Origin of the sequence: Pedobacter sp. (assembly GCF_037719805.1) — a bacterium.
Classification (GTDB): domain Bacteria; phylum Bacteroidota; class Bacteroidia; order Sphingobacteriales; family Sphingobacteriaceae; genus Pedobacter.
In genome coordinates, this window is sequence record NZ_JBBJLZ010000002.1 from 174959 (window position 1) to 196105 (window position 21147).

The 21147-nt window shown below is 40.2% G+C and carries 17 protein-coding genes and 1 riboswitch; of the genes, 6 read left to right on the forward strand and 11 right to left on the reverse strand.

Going from position 1 to position 21147, the window contains the following annotated elements; translation table 11 throughout:
- Positions 1-10: 10 nt before the first annotated feature.
- The 4 genes from WKF66_RS05935 to WKF66_RS05950 are packed head-to-tail and all read right to left on the reverse strand — an operon-like array spanning position 11 to position 5422.
- Complete coding sequence (locus tag WKF66_RS05935; RefSeq protein WP_489673503.1) at positions 11-1114, reverse strand: cell surface protein; 1104 nt, start codon at positions 1112-1114, stop codon at positions 11-13.
- 8 nt (positions 1115-1122) lie between these two features.
- Positions 1123-2241, reverse strand: a complete 1119-nt coding sequence (locus tag WKF66_RS05940; protein WP_489673504.1) for a YncE family protein — start codon at positions 2239-2241, stop codon at positions 1123-1125.
- Positions 2242-2258: 17 nt separating this feature from the next.
- A complete protein-coding gene (locus tag WKF66_RS05945) occupies positions 2259-3401 on the reverse strand; it encodes a YncE family protein (protein WP_489673505.1) in 1143 nt (380 codons plus the stop codon).
- Positions 3398-5422, reverse strand: a complete 2025-nt coding sequence (locus WKF66_RS05950) for a TonB-dependent receptor (protein WP_489673506.1) — start codon at positions 5420-5422, stop codon at positions 3398-3400. Before WKF66_RS05950 ends, WKF66_RS05945 begins: the two co-directional genes overlap by 4 nt.
- Before the next feature lie 98 nt (positions 5423-5520).
- Positions 5521-5707: riboswitch (cobalamin riboswitch) on the reverse strand.
- A 54-nt stretch (positions 5708-5761) separates the two neighbouring features.
- Between WKF66_RS05950 and WKF66_RS05955 the strand changes: the two genes are divergently transcribed.
- The 3 genes from WKF66_RS05955 (at position 5762) to WKF66_RS05965 (ending at position 12762) form a co-directional block, all read left to right on the forward strand.
- A complete protein-coding gene (locus WKF66_RS05955; protein ID WP_489673507.1) occupies positions 5762-7006 on the forward strand; it encodes a serine hydrolase in 1245 nt (414 codons plus the stop codon).
- A gap of 95 nt (positions 7007-7101) precedes the next feature.
- Complete coding sequence (locus tag WKF66_RS05960) at positions 7102-9561, forward strand: transglycosylase domain-containing protein (protein WP_489673508.1); 2460 nt, start codon at positions 7102-7104, stop codon at positions 9559-9561.
- 33 nt (positions 9562-9594) lie between these two features.
- Positions 9595-12762, forward strand: coding sequence for a basic secretory protein-like protein (locus WKF66_RS05965; protein WP_489673509.1), 3168 nt, complete (start codon positions 9595-9597; stop codon positions 12760-12762).
- 50 nt (positions 12763-12812) lie between these two features.
- Here the strand turns inward: WKF66_RS05965 and WKF66_RS05970 are convergent, their stop codons facing one another.
- Positions 12813-13163, reverse strand: a complete 351-nt coding sequence (locus WKF66_RS05970) for a GIY-YIG nuclease family protein (protein WP_489673510.1) — start codon at positions 13161-13163, stop codon at positions 12813-12815.
- Between the two features lie 134 nt (positions 13164-13297).
- On the opposite strand from WKF66_RS05970, the gene WKF66_RS05975 reads away from it, so the two are divergent.
- The 3 genes from WKF66_RS05975 to bioD are packed head-to-tail and all read left to right on the forward strand — an operon-like array spanning position 13298 to position 15823.
- Positions 13298-14074 carry an XRE family transcriptional regulator gene (locus tag WKF66_RS05975; protein ID WP_489673511.1) on the forward strand — a complete coding sequence of 259 codons (777 nt, stop codon included), beginning with the start codon at positions 13298-13300 and terminating at the stop codon, positions 14072-14074.
- Between the two features lie 7 nt (positions 14075-14081).
- Positions 14082-15215 carry an aminotransferase class I/II-fold pyridoxal phosphate-dependent enzyme gene (locus WKF66_RS05980; protein ID WP_489673512.1) on the forward strand — a complete coding sequence of 378 codons (1134 nt, stop codon included), beginning with the start codon at positions 14082-14084 and terminating at the stop codon, positions 15213-15215.
- Positions 15212-15823 (forward strand): dethiobiotin synthase, encoded by a 612-nt coding sequence (gene bioD / locus WKF66_RS05985; RefSeq protein WP_489673513.1) that lies wholly within the window; start codon positions 15212-15214, stop codon positions 15821-15823. The genes WKF66_RS05980 and bioD overlap by 4 nt, the downstream gene beginning before the upstream one ends.
- Before the next feature lie 56 nt (positions 15824-15879).
- Here bioD and rplT read toward each other — a convergent pair whose 3' ends face one another.
- From rplT to WKF66_RS06015, 6 genes are all read right to left on the reverse strand, one after another.
- The gene (gene rplT, locus WKF66_RS05990; RefSeq protein WP_489673514.1) at positions 15880-16224 is read right to left on the reverse strand and encodes a 50S ribosomal protein L20; all 345 of its coding nucleotides are present in this window, start codon (positions 16222-16224) and stop codon (positions 15880-15882) included.
- Between the two features lie 74 nt (positions 16225-16298).
- Entirely contained in the window at positions 16299-16499 is a 201-nt protein-coding gene (gene rpmI / locus WKF66_RS05995) for a 50S ribosomal protein L35 (protein ID WP_489673515.1), read from the reverse strand.
- A gap of 27 nt (positions 16500-16526) precedes the next feature.
- Complete coding sequence (gene infC, locus WKF66_RS06000) at positions 16527-17096, reverse strand: translation initiation factor IF-3 (protein WP_489673516.1); 570 nt, start codon at positions 17094-17096, stop codon at positions 16527-16529.
- Positions 17097-17108: 12 nt separating this feature from the next.
- Positions 17109-19034: a threonine--tRNA ligase gene (gene thrS / locus WKF66_RS06005; RefSeq protein ID WP_489673517.1), complete on the reverse strand. Its 1926-nt coding sequence runs from the start codon at positions 19032-19034 to the stop codon at positions 17109-17111.
- A 76-nt stretch (positions 19035-19110) separates the two neighbouring features.
- Positions 19111-19848, reverse strand: coding sequence for a (Fe-S)-binding protein (locus WKF66_RS06010; protein WP_489673518.1), 738 nt, complete (start codon positions 19846-19848; stop codon positions 19111-19113).
- On the reverse strand, positions 19848-21146 hold the full coding sequence (locus tag WKF66_RS06015; protein WP_489673519.1) for an MFS transporter: 1299 nt from the start codon (positions 21144-21146) through the stop codon (positions 19848-19850). The genes WKF66_RS06010 and WKF66_RS06015 overlap by 1 nt, the downstream gene beginning before the upstream one ends.
- Position 21147 lies beyond the last annotated feature (1 nt).

The window sequence follows — 21147 nt, forward strand, 5'->3', positions numbered from 1 at the left end:
AAAACAGCCGTTATTTTATAAGACTGATATCAGCAATTCCGGTAATCTCTGTTGAGAGCTCCCCTAGAATGGTAAGGTCTGCCATGATTCCAGTTTGAACTTTTATAAAGTCAATACCTTTTAGAACAACCTTTTTGCCGTCTTTATCTATTGCATTCGCAATGTCAACATTATCTCCACCTGGCGTATTATCGGCATAGCCAAACGCAAAAGATGCAGAAACCGTTCCTTTGATGCCAGTAGAGGGTAACAATGTGCCCGTCCTGGTAAATTCGTTAGCGGCAATCCATAAAGGATAGTGATTCTTCTTATGAAAACTTTGTTTTACAAGCCCTGTATTTCCCTTATTGTCTTTCCAGGAAACGCTTAATGTAGGTGGTGTTGGAAGCGTATATGTGACCGAGTAAGCGCGAACATACCCATCCTTACCGAATTCGCTACCAGCAAGTTCGTACCAGGTGTCGTCAGGTTTACCATTGCCATTCTCATCCTGCATCACCCACACCACGCCCGGCTCAGATAAACTGCGGATAGCGTTACCATAAACAATGATGTCTTCTTTATCAGGCTGATTAATAACCGTATGGTCAAAACCATACACTACATAGCCCCCGAAAGCGCCCAGGGATACGCCAGGAGTTCCCTGCTTACCTACAATTGATCTACCACTTTCTTGGTTGCCCCAGCTGTCTTCGTTCATAAATTGACCCGCTGCCGGCGCGTATTCAAAGAAACTTGTGACATATCTATTGCTCCCAGCACTAACGGGAACCTCTGGAACCGCAACAGTCAACACGTATTTAAACGTGTAGCTACCAGCGTTATTCTTTGCTATATAATCGATGTTATAAATTCCGGACTTTGTCGGGATGAACTCCAAAACAGCGGTATTACTTTTAACCTCGGTGTTTACTAACCATTCTTGACTAATTTGATTACCAAGTATATTATTCGCTTTTAGTGTAATGGCTTCATTTACTTTCCCATTTAAGGATGCGCTTTCATTCGCCATTTTTATAGATGGCGCTAACTGGGTTTCTTCGCTATCCTTTTTACACGCAGAAAAACAAGTTAAACCGATTAACGCAATAAGGAACTGACTTCTAATACTCATTTCTAATTTTATTTATAGCTATAATTGAATACAACGGTTTGCGGGATTGCTCCGGTAAAAAACTCGAACTTCTTCTTCCCTGTGGAAGAGAATGCAACGATTTTTCCGGCTGTACCATAGTTGTTTGCATCTGCCACATACACATCTTCGTTGAAAGGATTTATAGTTACCGCATATAATGAAACTATCTCTGTCTCTGCGATGAAATTGGTACCTATTGCACCAGTGCTTGTGTTCAGTATTTTTAAAGCATTAGGAGCAGGATAATTACCGTTAACAATCACCAACCCGTTGCTACCATGGATCGCGATACCACCCAGACTATAGTTATAAGTCTGTGTTTTAGTATCTGTCATCGCATTTAATCGCTCCAACGATGGTGCTATAAATGGAGAAGTATAAGTGCCATTTGTAATCGCATAAATTTCCCCTAAATCTGTTGCAGCCAGTTTGGTCGGATTTACATTCACAGTAATATCTTTTAGCTTAGTGAAGGATGTTAGATCAACAACAGAAATGGACGCCGTGTTTGTACTTGGAAAATCTGATCGTAAAGAGTTAGCAACATATAACTTACTGTTTACAACGGTTACACCATCCAAGGCACCGCCTACTGCTACTCTTGACTCAATGCTCAACGAAGTAGTATCAATTTTTGAAATATATCCATCGTAACTTGAAACATAAGCCTTCCCGTTATAAAAGCCGATATGCCTTGGAGAATAACCCTTGCTAGCGTCGTAAAATGCAATCCGTTTAAGCGATTTTCCAGTGGCAATATCTATAACTTCTACATATGAATCCTTAGCTGCTACTGTTGATCCAGTAACTACACAGTACATTTTGCTTCCGTATTGTTTTAAATCATTAGCGTTCGTGCCGAGTGCGATGCCATTTTGTTTCTTGAAATAATCTTGTGTCGTTGTCGAACTCGCAATATCATAATAGGTGATAGTGCTATTATTTGTTGCACCAAAAGCGCCTTCACATAACGCATATACGCCCACTGTTTCTTTTGGAAGTCTCTCCTTAATTATACCCCTATCTTTGGTACAGGCGCTTACCAGGGTTGCTCCGACCAAAAGGGCCAGACCTGTTTTACTAAAGTTTGTAATTGTTCTTTTCATCGTGTTTAATTTATTTTCTATTTATATACAAATGCAAATTGTGCGGGAATATCCCCAGTCTCAACCGACCATTTCTTCTTTCCCGTAGAATCAAAACAGTAGAGCAGACCAGGGGTGACGTGATCCGTCGCGTCCGTTACGAACACGTCTTTACTAGTAGGATGAATAGCAAGGCCATATGGAATTTTAATTAGCCTATCTGTGCCATCGGTGATGAACTTCCTGTTCAGCAGAACATCATCTTTAACATCAATCATATCATAGGAGATCGTATTTTTCCCAGTTAAAACATTGAACGTTGAACTGTAGATATAGGCCAGGTCATCATCGATAACTATATTGCTAGCAGCTACATCAAAAACTTTCTTTACCTTATCTGTTTGTGTGCTGATAACGTACAGCTTTGAGGGCTCATTTAGGTAGTCTCCCCTGGAGGTAACATATAGGTCACCATACCGGTCAGCCTTAAGTCGGTGTAAATTGATGCCAACAGGGATGCGTTTTGTTTCCGCAAAACTTCCAACATTCACCACAGAGACCGTGTTTTCGTAATTACCAGGTGTGTATCCTCCAGAATTCGCAATGTATAGGTTATCACCTACAACCGCCATCTCTTCCGGCTCTCTTCCAACTTTCACCCGCCTTGTCTCTTTCAGTATGGTAGTATCTATTTCTGCAACGATGCCGTTTGCTGATGTCGGATCTCCAATTTGTCCTAAGTAAGCGCTCACGTAGGCTTTACCCCTGCTAAAAGTAATGTATCTGCAATTGATAATGTCAATTTGCTGGATGCGTTTACCTGTCTTCGCATTCAGAACTTCAACTTTATTTGATCCATTTACAACTATATATAGTTTTGAGCCGTAAACTCCAATATCGTTCCCTACGTCTCCCAGGCCCTTCGTGACCTCTGGGTTAGCCTGGCTATAGATGTTTCTTCTATAGCTACCTGTGGTAAAGTCAACATAATCCAAGGAGGCCTTATTCATGTACATGTTACCTTCATTAATCAGGTAGAGTCCCCTGACTAACGCCCCGGCTTCTGCAGGAAACAACGTATTGGTTACCTCTTCAGGTACAACTTGCGTATCCTTCCTACAACCTATTATAGCTATAGACAAAACGACAATCAGGAACTTTATATTTATTTTTAAACTCATATTTTATAGGTTAAGCTGAAACGATAGGAACGGCCAGGCATAGGGAAGTTTGCAACTACGTCGTAATACTGATTAAACAAATTATTGACTTCCATACCTAACCTCATCTCATTCAGTGGTAGCTTAAGTAAGTACTGAATCACAAGGTCATGTGTATACCAGGGTTCTACATAGTTTACAAGGAGGTTAGCTTTCTGGTTATAGCGTTCGCCAGTATAAATAAAATTATAATTCAGTGATAACATCCGGTAGCTTGCTCCAGCTACAAAAGATCCGCTGTGCTTAGGTGTGTAAGGAAGCTGTCTTTCGTAACTTACCGCCCCTTGGTTCAATGGAGTAATATCCAATGCATCCTGATAAGTGTAAGTCACACCTGCATTTAATTTCCAAATATTTAGTTTCCATGAACTCTGCAAGTTGAAATCAAAACCTTTTATAGTCACATTCCCAATATTTTCCATACTCCATCGCTGGGCATTATTACCTGGCACAGCAACTATCTTATCTTTGACCTGATTATAATAGGCATCCGCCTGAAATGAAATCTGTTGTAATGTCGCTTCCTCGAAACTTTTAAGTAATGTGAAACCAACATCATACTGCCTCGCATACTCTGGCTTAAGATAGGTTCTCCCAAAATCAGTATAATACAGATCATTAAATGTTGGCATTCGATAAATACTTTTATAGAACGATCTCAACCTAAATTCTTTACCCTTAAACGGCTGCCACGACAATAGTAATGTAGGGCTAAGCTTCTGTTTGTTTCCAGCGGGAGTACCATCTTCAACCTTGTCGTGAATAAATGTTCCAAGTAAATTACCTTGAATGTCAAGCTTATTCAAATTTAGATGCAAGGCCAGCGCAGTTAAAACCGTATTCCGACTTGGATAGGAGAACCTATAAAGGTTGGCATCTAGCGTATTAAATTGAAGATCTGTCGAGAATACAAGCTCCAAAACTTTGTTGAAGCGATACTGATTCGCCAGAGACAGGTACATTTCCTGATGATCAAATTTATTGTCAAGCACACCATTTAAGGAAATGTTTTCAGGATCAACATATCTATTATAATCATAACCAACCTTGCCGGCAGCCAGCAACGTATACTTTGCGCCAAAAGCTTTCTGGTAGGAGGTCTGTAAAAACGCGTTTTTATTCCAGCTTCGCTGCGAATAATTGAATTTATTACTGACAATAGCACCCGGGAGACCCATTTTATCAGTATACAGATATAACCGCGCCTTGAAATTGCTACTATCCTCCATTAACCAATGAACAGCATATTCTAAACGCATTCGTTCTACATCACTATTATTCCTTATCGCAGTCGTATCAAATACACCGTTAGTATACCTGAATTCATATTTGCCACTAGCCTTGGTGTATTCTGCATTCAAGCTACCACTGACGTTATCACTAAATTTATTTTGAACCAACACGGAGGGATTTACAAGACCAAAAGAGCCTGTTTTTATCTTGGCGTCAAGATGATATCGTTTACCTCCTTCAAATCGCGGGGTTCTTGTATTTAGATATAAAGAACTGCCTGCTGCAAAACCTTTAGCCGATTGGAAGATTGTACTTTTCTGACCGTTATATAATTCTATCTCTTCAAGGTTGTCCAACGAATATTTACCTAGATCAACTTGTCCGTTTTGCACATTACCTAGCTGTATCCCGTCATAAAAAACACCCGTATACTGAGTTCCAAGGCTACGAACGTTTATCGTCTTCAGTCCTCCTATTCCTCCGTAATCTTTAATCTGTACACCGGAAAATAGGCGAAGTGCATCCGCTACATTTAGGCTGTTCAGTCTTTGAAGTTCATCACCTGACAAAAGTTGCAGCGGCGTTGAAGAAGTTTGTCTCCTGCTTATAGATCGAATTTTTACTTCTTTTAGAGCAACACTGTCCTGAGCCATTAAAACAAAAGGCATACAGCAGCAAAATGCCACTGCTAAAGCAGTAGAGAAGATAAAAGCATACAATCGCCCAAAGGCGTTTTTGTTTCTTATCATTTTTGTTGCGAGTGTTTAAACCCACAGCAAACAGTTAGATCCAGGAAATGAAATACATAAATAAAGCACTCACTCCAAGCTTCAATCCCCGAAAGCTATGAAATATTTAGCGCTTGGCAGGTCTTCTGACTTACTTCCGGACATCCTACCTTCCCATCTTTACAGACAGTGGCAACGATTTGAACACCGTTATGAAGCTTACAGCTGCGGGACAGTTACGGAATTACACCGTATTCCCTTTTAATCCCTGTCGGCAAACAGGGAACCAAAAGCAGCGCGAAGTTAGTTAATAATAGAGGATTGCACAAACTTCATTATCTTTAGGTAACTAAGTAAGCAATGAAGTACATTTCTTTTCTTTTCATACTCTTAATCACGGGGAATGCTATGGCCCAGGAAAACGGCTCAAATCTAATCGAGGAAATACTTAAAAAGCATCCGGATCAATTTTCTAAATTTCTCAGCCAACCAAATAAAAATCAGATACAGATTCTATACACACAAGTAAATAGGGATAAAACCAACAAACCATCCTTTAAGACGTACAGCTATAATCTGGATGATCAACGCTATTTTTATCCGGCAAGTACGGTAAAACTCGCTGCGGTTATATTTGCTTTAGAGAAAGTAAATGAATTGAAAGTAAAGCATTTGACACCTAAGTCAGTCATGATCACCGACAGTTCCTATCAAGGTCAATCCAAAGTATTAAAAGATTCTTCTGCTGAAAGCGGCTTACCATCAATCGAACACTATATCAAAAAGATCTTACTCACTAGCGATAATGATGCATTCAATCGTCTTTTTGAATTTATTGGCCGGGAAGAGATCAACAGGAAATTAAAGAAGTATGGCTTTATTAATAGTAGAATACTGAATCGTTTGGCGATCGGCGATGCGAATGAACGGTCTAAGCATACCAATCCAATTTATTTTTACGCCGGTAAGAAACTTATTTACAGCAAACCAGCACAATATGATTCAAACGAGTACCCCTTGACTTTAACCAATACAGTGATGGGTACAGGCTATATTGACAGCGCAGAACAACTGGTTAACAGGCCATTCACTCTATTTAATAAAAATGCTTTCAGTATCGCTGATCAACAAGAGATGCTAAAGAGATTAATGTTTCCTGAAGCATTTCCCCTTGAAGAACGATTCAATCTCAATGCGGAAGACTATACATTGATCTATACCTACATGAGCATGTTCCCAACAGAAAGTGCCTACCCAAAGTATAAAGCGGAAGAATATTGGCCAACTTACGCTAAAATGTTGTATTACGGTCGTGAAAAAGAAGCAATAATACATCCTGACATTAGGATATTTAACAAATATGGCGACTCCTATGGTTTCATTATTGACAACTCATACTTTGTTGATTTCAAGAACAAGATGGAGTACTTCCTGACCGCAGTGGTTCATTCGAATGAAGACGGCATATATAATGATGGAAAGTATGAATACGAAACCATTTGCTTTCCTTTTCTTAAAAACCTTGGTCAGGCAATTTATCATTTTGAATTGGAAAGGCACCGCCCTTTTATGCCGGATCTGACTAAGTTTCAATTTAAATATTAGTCTAAAATTTAAGTGATTTAAATGCCTTTATTTGTAATTGAGTTTTAACATAAATTAACACAAACAATTTTACGTTTTTTTTGATCTTTATACCCATGTTTAAAGAAATTCGCAATAGATATATCCGTTACCCTGTCATCTTTTTATACTCCATCATAATTTTCTTTTGCGCTCTACAAATCAACTTCTTATGGTTATTTGGCTACTCACCGTCAATTAAAGATATCAAAGTTCCAACCCAGCGAGTAGGTTCTGAACTATACACCTCTGATGGAAAATTAATTGGTCGCTACTACAAAGAGAACCGTACTCCGGTAAGCTTTGACGAAATTGCTCCGAGCGTTATTAATGCATTAGTCGCTACTGAGGATGTTCGTTTTTACAAGCATATGGGAATCGATTTTCGGTCGCTATTGTCCAGCGGAATCTCGACAGCTACAGGTGATAAACGTGGTGCAAGCACAATCACTCAGCAACTCGCTAAAAACCTTTACCGTACCAGATACAACAAGTCACAAGGACTCTTAAGTAGAATTCCACTCGTGCGAACTATCATTCCTAAACTCAAGGAGTGGTCCACCGCGGTCAAGTTAGAGTCCAATTATTCAAAGAACGAGATTATTACCATGTACCTGAACACTGTTTCCTTCGGAAACAATGCCTATGGTATCAAAACCGCTTCAAGAATTTACTTTGATAAAGAACCCGATACGTTAAACATCCCGGAGTCAGCGCTATTAGTGGGAATGCTTAAAGGCACCTCACTATACAATCCGATAAAGAATCCCGAAAAAGCGCTGGAAAGAAGGAACGTTGCACTTTCTCAAATGAATAAATACAATTACATCAATGCCTCGCAGCTAGATAGCTTTAAATTACAGCCCATCAAACTTATTGAGGGAAGAGTAGACAACGGCAGTGATGGTGACTCGTATCTACGCGCCGCTGTTGATAAATATCTGGAGAAATGGTGTGCTGATAATAACTACGACCTTTATGAAGACGGTTTAAAAATCTATACAACGATAGATTCGAAGTTGCAGAAGTATGCCGAAGAAGCCGTTGCAGAGCAAATGAAGACCATTCAAAGGAGGTTCTATAGCGTTTGGGGAAATGAAGATCCCTGGGAAGACTCTGAGAAGAAGAAGGTGGATTATCCAAACCGGGCAATGAAAAATCTTCCAATATATTCCATGCTGGAAAAGAAATTTAAGGATAGCCCTGATTCAGTCGAATCTTATTTTAACCGCAAAAAGAAAATGAAGATATTCACCTGGAAAGGTGACCGTGACACCTTGTTCTCTACAATGGACTCCATACGGTATTACGGAAAGATCATGAATACTGGGATGATGACGCTGGACCCTTTCAATGGCAAGATCAAAGTATGGGTGGGTGGTATAGACCATAAATTCTTCAAGTATGATCATGTTAATCAGTCTAAGCGTCAGGCCGGCTCTACATTCAAGCCATTCGCGTATTTAGCTGCTTTAGAAAAGGGCATGAGCCCCTGCACAACTTTTACAGATAGACCAGTACGCATCCCCTATCAGGAAAATGGCAAGACTGAGTATTGGGAGCCAAGGAATGCCGACTGGAGTAACAGCTATAGAGAGATGTCTTTACGATGGGCAATGGCGAAGTCCGTAAATACGATAACCGCCCAGGTAACTCAGGCTGTCGGTGCAGAAAATGTGGTAAAATGGGCACATGAATGTGGCATTGACAGTCATCTGGCTACTGTCCCTTCGGTAAGCCTGGGTCCTAATGACGTTTCTGTTTTCGAAATGGTTAAAGCTTATGGTACCTTCTTAAATGATGGCATCAAGACTGATCCGATACTCGTAGAGAAGATAACCGACCTGGACGACAATATTCTGGAAGAATTCAAGGCCAAGACCAAGCGTGTATTATCTGAGGAGATATCCTGGTTAATGTTATATATGTTCCGGGGCGGTATGGAAGAACCAGGTGGAACCTCCCAGGCTTTGTGGGAATGGGATCTTTGGAAAAAGAACAATCAGATAGGCGGCAAAACCGGAACCTCCTCTGATTACGTAGATGCCTGGTACATGGGTATTACCAAGGATTTGGTAACAGGTGTCTGGGTTGGCTGCGATGAAAGGACTGCACACTTCAAAAATGGTGAAACAGGCGAAGGATCAAGAACTGCATTGCCAATCTTCGCAAAGTTTATGGAGAAGGTTTATAAAGACCCCTCCACTGGCTACACAATGGGGCCCTTTCCAAAAGCAAAAGTGAAAATATCTGTAGATATCGATTGTCCGACTCCTCGATACGAAGTAGATACCACTTCTTCTGATAGCCTTGCAATAGACTCAACAGAATTCGACGTGCCGACATTAGATGAGCAACAACAAGGCACAAATGAAGAGGTCCAGCCACAACGAACTGAAGACAATAAGCCTCAGGAAGCTGCAAAACAACCGACTAAACAGCCTGCTACTGAAGCTCCTCTAACTAAGAAGGAAGAAAGACAGCTTAAGAGGAAGCAACGCCAGGAAGAGAAAGAGAAGAACAAAAATGATCAGTAGATCAACTACAACCTAAACTAATTACTTATGATAATGAACGCTAACTTAATTAGAAGAATTATTCCTATACTGATCATCACACTGTTCTCTGTCATTTCAGTCAAAGCGCAGTATTTTGGCCAAAACAAAGTAAGGTATAAAAATGAGAAGTTTAAAGTATTGCAGACCCCACACTTCGAAATTTACTACTACTTGAAGAATGAAAAGCTTATTAAAAAGCTAGCTGAAGATGCCGAAACCTGGTATAAGATGCACCAAGAGGTATTCAGAGATACTTTTCTCACAAAGAATCCGATCATCCTATATAGCAACCACCCTGATTTCCAGCAAACGACAGCGCTACAAGGGGATATCGGCATTGGTACCGGTGGCGTAACGGAGGCTTTGAAGAACCGGGTGATCATGCCCGTAATGGAGCTCAATAACCAAACGAGACACGTACTTGGTCACGAGTTGGTCCACGCTTTCCAATACCACATTCTCCTAGAGAAGGATTCAATAGGAATTGAAAGCATAGGCCAGATTCCACTTTGGATGGTTGAAGGGATGGCAGAATACTTGTCGGTTGGGAAGACCGATGCGTTTACCTCAATGTGGATGAGGGACGCTTTACTAAACAGGGATATTCCGTCATTGAAGGATTTGACCAATTCGAATAAATATTTTCCATATCGATATGGACAGGCCTTTTGGACCTTCGTAGGATCCGTTTATGGTGATACGACCATTGTTCCATTATTTAAGGCGACCGCAAGGTTTGGTTACGAGAATGGATTGAAGTATACCTTTGGCTACGATGACAATACACTTTCCGGATTATGGAAGAATGCCATTGAGTCGCATTACCGTCCAATGCTAAAAGCAGACAGTTCACAGATTAAAATAAGCGGCACTAAGATTATTGACAATAAAAATGCGGGTAATATGAACGTGGCACCGGCGATTAGCCCTGATGGTAAATACCTTGCGTTCCTTTCTGAAAAAGATCTGTTTGGTATTGACCTTTTCCTTGCTGATGCCAAAACCGGAAAGATTCTTAGGAAACTCAGCAGTCAGATATCTAATTCCCATATTGACGATTTTAACTTCCTCGAGTCGGCTGGCACGTGGTCACCAGACAGTAAGCGATTTGCATTCAGTATTTTTAGTAAAGGAAGAAATGAGCTGATGATTATTGATGTCGCCAGCGGTAGACAGGTCCTAAGTACAAACATGGACAAGGTGGAACAGTTCGGCAATTTAACCTGGTCGCCAAATGGTGATGACATTGCCTTTTCAGGAATGGTAGAGGGCCAGAGCGACATTTTCTCCTATAGTCTTAAAACCAAGCAGGTGACACAAGTTACGAATGATGAATTTTCCGACTATGCACCTAATTATTCAAGAGATGGCAAAATGATCGCTTTTTCATCTGACAGGGCATCGAGAAGACTAAATGGAACCAATGCTGTTCACCCAATAAATCTTACCATATATGACATTGCTACCAAGGCACTAAATGATGTCCCTGTCTTCCCAGGGGCGAATAATTTAAATGCCCAGTTTTCCGGAGACAGCAAATCTCTCTTCTTCCTATCCAACAGGGATGGTTTTAGAAATTTGTATCAGTATGGATTGGCAGATAAGTCAGTTAAACAATTGACCGACTATTTTACTGGTATTAGTGGTATCACTGAGTTCTCCCCTGCTTTAACCGTATCCAACAATGACGATATCATTTACAGTTATTATCGTTCACAAAGATATACACTGTATAATTCTCCTGTAAGCAACTTCAGATCGAAAGCTGTTGATGCCAATGCAGTTAACTTTGATGCGGCAATCCTACCTCCTAAAGAGACTACAGGGGTTGATGTTGTAAATTCCAATCTAGGTAATTTCGAACGCTTTGAAAAGACTAGTGCTGATTCGATGAGGCTGGTTCCTTACAAACCAAAGTTTAGATTGGATTACCTTGCGAACAGCGGCGTGGGTGTTTCTACGAGTCGTTTTGGAACGGGCGTACAAGGCGGTATATTAGGTATGTTCAGCGATATTCTAGGCAGAAATCAAATCGTTGCCAACTTATCAGTGAACGGGGAGATTTACGACTTTGGCGGATTAGTAGGATATATTAATCAACAAAAACGGATAAACTGGGGAGTAGCATTTTCACATATCCCCTATTTAACTGGTTTTAGAGAGGTTGTTCAGGATCAGTTGGAATACAATGACGGTAACAAGGCTGACGTGATTGTTGACCGAACGAACATAGTAAGAACCTTTGAGGATCAGGTACAAGTATTCGGTTCCTATCCTTTTAATAAGATTCATAGATTCGAGACAGGTGCGGCGGTGTCTCACTATAGCTACAGGGTTGACAGGATCAGCAATTACTACGACTACAATGGTTTTTATCTGACCTCCGAGAAAACGAAGATCAAAACTAGTGATGCTACTAGTGAATTTGGGATCCCTTTAGATCCGTTTGGCATCTTCCAACTGAATGCATCCTTCGTCGGTGACAATTCTATTAACGGCTTAACTGCTCCACTGGATGGCTTTAGGTACCGTGTAGGTGTTGAGCAGTACTTTGGGGACTTTAAGTTCTCTGCCGTAACGCTTGACGCGAGAAAATACGTGAGAGCAAAACCTGTAACTTTTGCAGCCAGAACTTACAATTACTTAAGAATTGGAAAAGATGGAGAGAACCTCTATCCCCTCTTCGTTGGTTATCCATACTTCATAAGAGGTTATGAAGCTAATTCATTATATAACAGCAGTGGCACAGGCAATGGTGGCATTGACATCAATCAGTTATCAGGTAGTAAAATGGCTGTATTTAACTTTGAAGTACGCTTACCATTCACTGGTCCTAAAAAGTTGGCAGCAATTCCTTCCCGTTTCTTATTGAGTGACCTAAACCTTTTCTTTGATGCCGGATTAGCATGGCGCGATGGCTCTAAAGTATCGTTTAAGGGAAGTCCTACTTACGTAACTGAAGAAGTTAAAGATGCAAACGGACAGCCGGTCCTGGACCCTGATGGAAAGGTGATCACTACCCAAACTACTAATGAAAGAGTCCCAGCGCTTAGTGTGGGAATTTCGCTACGGGTAAACGTATTAGGCTATTTCGTGATTGAGCCCTATTATGCGATTCCTTTCCAAAGGAAAGATGTTAAAGCAGGCGTTTTTGGTTTGACTTTCGCACCAGGTTGGTAAGTTAAGACTAAAAGAATTTTATAAGGGATCTCGACACGGGATCCCTTTTTTTATGACATAATGCTAAATGGTAGATTCACCTGGTTAACCATCTTTTTGGAGGACATAATGTGCTCAAAGTCTAAACCAATCGTAAGATCTATCCAATCTGGATTACATGATCTTACCACCCTTTCTTTCTGTGTTCTTGTAAATCTGCTTACTAACTTGAAGCGACTTAATGCTTGTTCTTCAGTTTTAAATTCCTCAAAATAAACTAGTCTTGTTAATTGCTGTCCGCTGTCAAAGAACAAACAAGGCATTTGCTTGTAAAAATCCAATGTCTTAATGAGGTCAGAACTCATCCCTACGTGTAAACTAGTGCGGTTCCTGTCGGTAACAATGTAAACGAATTTCTTCATAACTCTGAGTATTTTGGGATATAAACTAATTAGGTTAGTTACATATTGGATAAACAAATAAATATTACTAACTTTATTGGCACAATAATACTAACTTATTTAGTAAAAACAAACTTATTTTAAACTTTTATTTTATGTCGAATATTTCCTCTAACCTCAAGTACCTAAGAAAGAAAAAAGGCCATACTCAGCAGCAATTCGCTGATGCAATGGAAATTAAAAGATCATTGATCGGTGCTTATGAAGAAGATCGTGCAGAACCAAAATATGATTTACTAAAAAGAATAGCAGAGTTCTTCGACTTAACTATTGATGAGTTTATCAACGAAACCATCAATGACACCTGGAAGCCTAAACTAAAGAGTCAGGGTTCAAATCTTCGAATATTAAGTATCACTGTAGACAAAGATGATAATGAGAACATCGAGATGGTTCCAGTTAAAGCGAGCGCAGGTTACCTCAATGGATTTTCAGATCCACAATTTGTACAAGAGCTTCCTAAATTTCAGCTGCCTCTTCCTTTCCTAAAGAATGGCACTTTCAGGGCGTTTGAAATCATCGGAGATTCAATGCTTCCCATTCAGTCTGGCAGTATCATTCTTGGAGAATACATGGACAACTGGAATGATGTGAAAATTGGTGAGACTTACGTAGTCATCAGTAAAAACGAAGGTGTCGTTTATAAACGTGCCGGAAATCGCTTCAAAGAAAATAAAGACTTAAAGCTAATTTCAGACAATAAAGTTTATGATCCTTATAGCATTGCTTCAGAAGACATTCTTGAGATCTGGAAAGCCAAAGCATATATTTCTTCAACTCTTCCTGACCCAACGCCGGAGCCCACTATAGAAACGCTTACAACTATGATGTCTCAAATGCAAAAATCTATTTCCCAGCTAAACAAGAATTAGTTAATGCATGAATAACGCAGAAAACTATATTCAATCGCGGCTAAATGAAAGAACAATAGACGGCTCTCTGAGAAAACTCATTTCTGTTAGACCGCCCATTGATTTTTGTTCCAATGATTATCTCGGTTTTGCGAGCTCTCACGAATTAAGAAAAGCGGTTGAACTAGAAATGATGAACGCTTCTGCGTTCAATAACGGATCGGGAGGATCGCGCCTCCTTAGTGGAAACACAGCCTACATTGAAGAAACCGAAGCTTTTATCTCAGACTTTCATCATGCAGAGAGTGGCTTGATCTTCAACTCAGGCTATGATGCTAACGTCGGCCTACTTTCCTGCCTTGCTCAAAAAGGCGATACTTTCATTTGCGACGAACTCATTCATGCCAGCCTAATTGACGGTGCCAGACTGACTCATGCAAATCGTTACACCTTTCGTCACAATGATATAGTTCAGCTTGAAGAGAAGCTCAAAGTAGCAAAAGGTATTGTTTATGTGGTAGTAGAGAGCGTATATTCGATGGACGGCGACATGGCTGCACTTCTCCTGATCTCGGAGCTATGTGAAACCTATCATGCTAATCTTATAGTTGATGAAGCCCATGCTACTGGTGTCTTTGGCCAAAACGGAAAGGGATTAGTACAGGCACTTCATCTGGAACAAAAAGTCTTTGCAAGGGTAGTAACCTTCGGTAAAGCCCTAGGCTGTCATGGTGCCATTGTTCTGGGAAGCCATAATTTAAAGCAATACCTCATTAATTTTGCAAGGCCTTTCATATACACAACAGCGGCTCCAATTCATACCCTTTTTTACGTCAAGAGCGCCTATAAAATGCTTATTGCTACAGATTACACTCCTCAAATAAAGCAAAAAATAGCGCATTATGCTGAGCTTCTAATCGCTTACAAAATGGAACATGCAGTAGCAAGTCCCAGTGCAATTCAAACCCTGATCGTCCCCGGCAACGCCAACGCAAAAGATGCCGCTGCTAAACTGCAGACAGCGGGCTTTGATGTCAGGGCTATATTAAGCCCAACCGTTCCTTTGGGAAAAGAACGAATTAGAATTTGTCTGCATCTTTACAATACCGATCAGGAGATCGAAAAACTCGTTCTCCATCTTAAAGAACTGAATTTACAATGAACGATACCTACTTCGTTACGGGAATTGGCACCGGTATAGGCAAAACTATTGTCAGTGCCATAATTACAGAAAAGCTTCATGCAGACTATTGGAAACCTATTCAATCGGGTGACCTGGATAGCAGCGATAGCCTAAAAATTGAGAGTCTTATTAGCAACACCAATTCCGTCATTCATCCGGAGCGCTTTAAACTAACGAAGCCGCTATCACCCCACCTCTCCGCAAAGATTGACGGTATAGAACTCAGTATTCAAAAGTTAAGTATTCCAGAGACCGATAGAAACTTAATTATAGAGGGTGCAGGTGGACTAATGGTACCATTAAATGAAAAGGAGTTGATGATAGACTACATCCAATCTTTAAACATAAAAGTCATTCTTGTCTCTCAGAACTACTTGGGTAGTATAAACCACACCTTACTAAGCATCGAAGCGCTAACAAGTAAAGGAATTGATTTAAGAGGCATTATTTTCAACGGCATTGCGAATGAAGAGAGTCAACGCTATATAGAACATTACAGTAAAGCCAGGATCATCGGCCACATCCCCTTATTCCAGACCTTGGATAAAGAAACTATAAAAGACGCAGGTCAATACCTGGAATTCTAGTTCATAAAAAAAGGGAAGCTTTTGGCCTCCCTTCTTCGAAACATTAGTTATGATGTCTATTTTACTAGATCAATTACAGCTTTAAAAGCATCTGGATGATTCATTGCTAAGTCAGCAAGAACTTTACGGTTCAAACCAATATTTTTAACAGCAAGTTTACCAATTAATTGGGAGTATGAAATACCGTGTAGGCGTGCTCCGGCGTTGATACGCTGAATCCACAATCCACGAAACTCTCTTTTCTTAACTTTACGGTCACGGTATGCATATTGCAAACCTTTTTCAACCGTGTTTTTAGCAATGGTGAATACCTTGCTTCTTGATCCCCAATAGCCTTTAGCTAAATTAAGAACCTTTTTCCTTCTTCTTCTCGAAGCTACTGCGTTTACCGAACGTGGCATGTTTTAATTGTTTTTGATAAAAGGCGTCGCGTTTTTCAGCAAACTTACTACCTGTTACCTGGTTAAAAATTTAATTATTTACCGATTGCAAGCATACGTTTAACGTTGCCCATGTCAGCTGCTGACACCATTGAGGTGTTTCCTAAATTACGCTTACGTTTAGTCGACATCTTTGTTAAAATGTGGCTTTTGAATGCGTTCTTTCTAGCGATTTTACCTGTTCCAGTAAGCGAAAAACGCTTTTTAGCACTGGAATTGGTTTTCATTTTTGGCATAACCTTGTTTATTTATTTAATTTTACTTTATTTTTTAGCAAGTTTTGGTGCAAGCGTTAAAAACATACGCTTACCTTCTAATTTAGGCAACAACTCTACCTTTCCTACATCTTCCAACGCCTGAGCAAACTTCAACAACAAGATTTCACCCTGCTCTTTATATACAATTGCTCTACCTTTGAAGTGAACATAAGCCCTAACTTTCTCGCCACTTTCCAAAAAGCTAACCGCGTGTTTTAGCTTAAATTGAAAATCATGGTCGTTCGTGTTAGGACCGAATCTGATCTCCTTTATTACAGTTTGCTTAGCATTAGATTTGATTTCTTTCTGCTTCTTCTTTTGCTCGTAAACAAACTTACTGTAATCAATTATTCTACATACAGGAGGAACAGCGTTCGGTGAAATCTCAACAAGGTCAAGCTCTAATTCATCAGCAAGGGCCAAAGCTTTTGCCAAAGGATAGATCCCCGGTTCAACATTATCACCAGCTAACCTAACCTCTTGTGCTCTGATAAACTGATTAATATTATGTTCTGCTTCTTTTTTCTTAAAAGGAGGACGTGGTCCCCTATTAAATCCTGGTCTGCCTAATGCCAAATTTATATCCTGTTAAACTGTTACTTCTCTAATTAATAATTCACTAAACTCTTGCAATGTCATCGATCCTAAATCACCCTCACCATGTTTCCTTACTGATAACTGACCTTCAGCCATCTCTTTCTCTCCAATGATCAGCATGTAAGGTATCTTTTTAACCTCTGCGTCTCTGATTTTTCTCCCGATCTTTTCATCTCGAAAGTCAATCAGCCCGCGAATATCGGAATTATTTAATTCATCTGAAACTTTTTTTGCATATTCTTCATACTTTTCCGAGATCGGAAGTATGATAAACTGCTCCGGCGATAGCCATAAAGGAAAATTTCCAGCACAGTGCTCAATCAGTACTGCAATGAATCTTTCCAGTGAACCAAACGGCGCCCTGTGAATCATCACCGGCCGGTGCTTCATATTATCGCTTCCTGTATATTCAAGTTCAAAGCGCTCAGGCAAATTATAATCTACCTGAATAGTTCCAAGCTGCCATTTTCTGCCCAACGCATCCTTAACCATAAAGTCTAGCTTCGGACCATAAAACGCAGCTTCCCCATATTCTACAACCGTCGGCAAACCTTTTTCAGCAGCAGCCTCTATAATTGCCGATTCAGCAAGATGCCAATTCTCGTCGCTACCTATATATTTCGTCTTATTGTCGGGATCTCTTAAAGAAACCTGAGCAGTGTAGTCATTAAATCCTAATGATTTAAATACATACAAAACAAGATCGATAACCTTTTTGAATTCTTCTTTTACCTGGTCTGGTCTGCAGAATAAGTGTGCGTCATCCTGAGTAAAGCCACGAACCCTTGTCAAACCATGAAGCTCTCCACTTTGCTCATAACGGTAAACGGTACCAAACTCTGCGAAGCGCAGGGGTAAGTCTTTATATGACCGTGGTTTAACTTTATAGATCTCACAGTGATGCGGACAATTCATCGGTTTTAAGAAAAACTCCTCCCCTTCCTGAGGTGTCTTTATAGGCTGGAAACTGTCTTTTCCATATTTTTCATAGTGCCCGGATGTAATGTATAAATTCTTGTGCCCTATATGTGGGGTGATTACTTGCTCGTATCCCGCTTTCCCTTGAGCTTTAGTTAGAAATTGTACCAATCGCTCGCGCAATGCAGCTCCTTTCGGCAACCATAAAGGTAAGCCCATTCCAACTTTTTCAGAAAATGCGAAAAGCTCTAATTCTTTTCCAAGCTTTCTGTGATCTCGTTTCTTAGCTTCTTCAATCATATGAAGATACTCAGTCAGCTCGCTGGCTTTAGGGAAAGTAACGCCATAAATCCGGGTAAGTTGCTTTCTGGTCTCATCACCTCTCCAATACGCACCTGCAACATTCATTAGCTTTACCGCCTTGATAAAGCCAGTATTTGGAATGTGCGGTCCTCGACATAAATCGGTAAACTCTCCCTGAGTGTAGAACGTGATCTTTCCATCCTCCAAACCTTCCAAAAGGTCGAGTTTGTATTCATCACCTTTTTCAGTAAAATAAGTCAACGCATCAGCTTTAGATACCGCTTTGCGCTCAAAAACTTCTTTCTTTTTTGCCAGCTCAATAATCTTAGCCTCAATCGCCTTAAATTCATCAGAAGAAAACTCTCTGTCGCCGAAGTCTACATCATAGTAAAACCCAGTTTCAATAGCCGGACCAATACCAAACTTAGTTCCCGGATAAAGCTCTTCTAACGCTTCGGCCATAATGTGGGCAGACGAATGCCAGAAGGTAGACTTACCTGCGGCATCATTCCATGTTAACAACTTAACAGTTGAATCAGATTCAATAGGTCTTGAAGAGTCCCAAATTTCACCGTTAACCTCTGCGGCCAATACATTTCGGGCAAGGCCCTCAGAAATTGATAATGCAATTTGATGGGCAGAAGTGCCCTTTTCGTACTGACGACTCGAGCCGTCAGGTAAAGTAATGTTAATCATCTACAACTATGATTTAAAAAATTGATAAAAATTATATAGTCAATCACCTACAATGTGATCATTGATTCAAAGCTAACTAATATTCGGTACTTTCAAGCCATCCGTTGGCCAATACATCGGCAAGGTGCATAGTCTTTAGGGGGATTTGATTTTTGTCTATATATCCCTGCAAATGCATGAGACACGATAAATCGGTTGAAATAACATATTCAGCACCCTGGTCAAGCGCATGGTTAACCTTCTGCTCAGCCATCGCAGAGGAAATGGCATCAAATTTAACGGCAAAAGTTCCTCCAAATCCGCAGCACATATCCGTATCTTTCATTTCTACCATTTCCAACCCGTGTACTTTGGACAACAGTAACCTCGGCTCTTCTTTAATTTTACACTCTCTTAGTCCACTGCAGGAGTCATGATAAACTGCCTTACCATCCAGCTCTGCACCAAAATAATCCTTCTTTAAAACATTGACCAGAAAGTCCGACAACTCATAAATATTCCCTTGGATATTTCGACACCTATTGTGAACTGTGGTATTAGTGAACAAATCATTAAATCCACTTTTTACCATTCCTACGCAAGAAGCGGAAGGTGCAACTATGTAATCTGTTTCCGAAAAGTCGTTCAAAAACTTAATACCTGTCTCCTTAGCTTGTTCCCAGTAACCGGCATTATAAGCCGGCTGACCGCAGCAAGTTTGTGCTGAATTGTAAAACACCTCACAACCCGACTTTTCTAATAATTTTATGGTACTAAATGCCGTTTCAGGATACAATTGATCCACAAAACACGGCACAAATAGTTCTACTCTCATTAAATCCCTACTAATTTCTTTTCAACCCTTTTGAGAGCTAACAAAAACACCAAACCTATTATAAAAAAGCCCGCCAAGGCGATAATAGAATTTCGCATACTGCCAGTGAGCTCCTCAATAAATGCAAAGCTAAACAAACCTATAACTATTGCCAGCTTTTCTGTAACATCATAGAAGCTGAAAAAGGAAGTTGTATCTGGACTGTCTTCCGGAATATACTTTGAAAATGTCGACCTGGATAATGACTGAATCCCTCCCATAATCAGTCCAACTAGAGCTGCCAGGGCATAAAACTGATATTCATTAGCCACATAGTAACCGCAAATGCATGCGCCAATCCAAATCAGTACAACGTAGATCAACACCCTAATATTTCCAACCTTCTTAGCGAAATAAGACATCATTATGGCACCTAAAATAGCAACTAGTTGAATGATCAGTATGGTGGCAATTAATTTTTCAGTGCCTAGTTGCAATGTTTTCTCTCCAAAGCCAGCAGCAGCTAGCATAATCGTTTGCACGCCCATAGAGTAAAAAAAGAAAGCAAGCAAAAAGAGCTTCAGGAATCTCATTTTAGATAGCTGACCCCAAACTTTAGATAGTTCTTGAAAGCCATTTTTAATAATGTTTTTGTTGATCTTTTTGTTTCCGGCATGGCCGTCCGGCAAAGCCTTAAAGGGTATCTGTGCAAAACCAATCCACCAAACGCCCACCAGTAAGAAAGATAAACGCGCTGGGAACGAAGCGTCAACTATACCAAATAACTCCGGCTTCAATACAAATACGAAACAGATCAACTGCAATATCACGCTGCCGATGTAACCGAAAGAAAAACCTTTGGCACTCACCCGATCTTGCTGATCAGGTGTAGCTATTTCAGGCAAATACGAATTATTAATAAGTACCCCTCCAATGTATCCCATAGCGGCAATCACAAAACAAATAATTCCCAGTTCTAAAGTCTCCAGTTTAAAGAAATACAAACCTATACAGGCCATTCCACCCATATAGGTGAAGAATTTCATAAACACTTTCTTATTTCCTCTGTAATCTGCAATAGACGAGACAATTGGCAATAAAATCACCATCATTAAATAGGCAAACGACAGTGCATAATTAGAAAGTGCAGTGTTTGTGAACTGGATACCAAAAAAGCTGACCTGATCCCCATGAGCGTCAGTCCGGGTAATAATAGTATAGTAGGCTGGAAAAATAGTCGATGTAATTACCAGGTTGTATGCAGAATTTGCCCAGTCGAAAAATGCCCAGGATCTGATAACCTTCTTATCGTTTTTCATC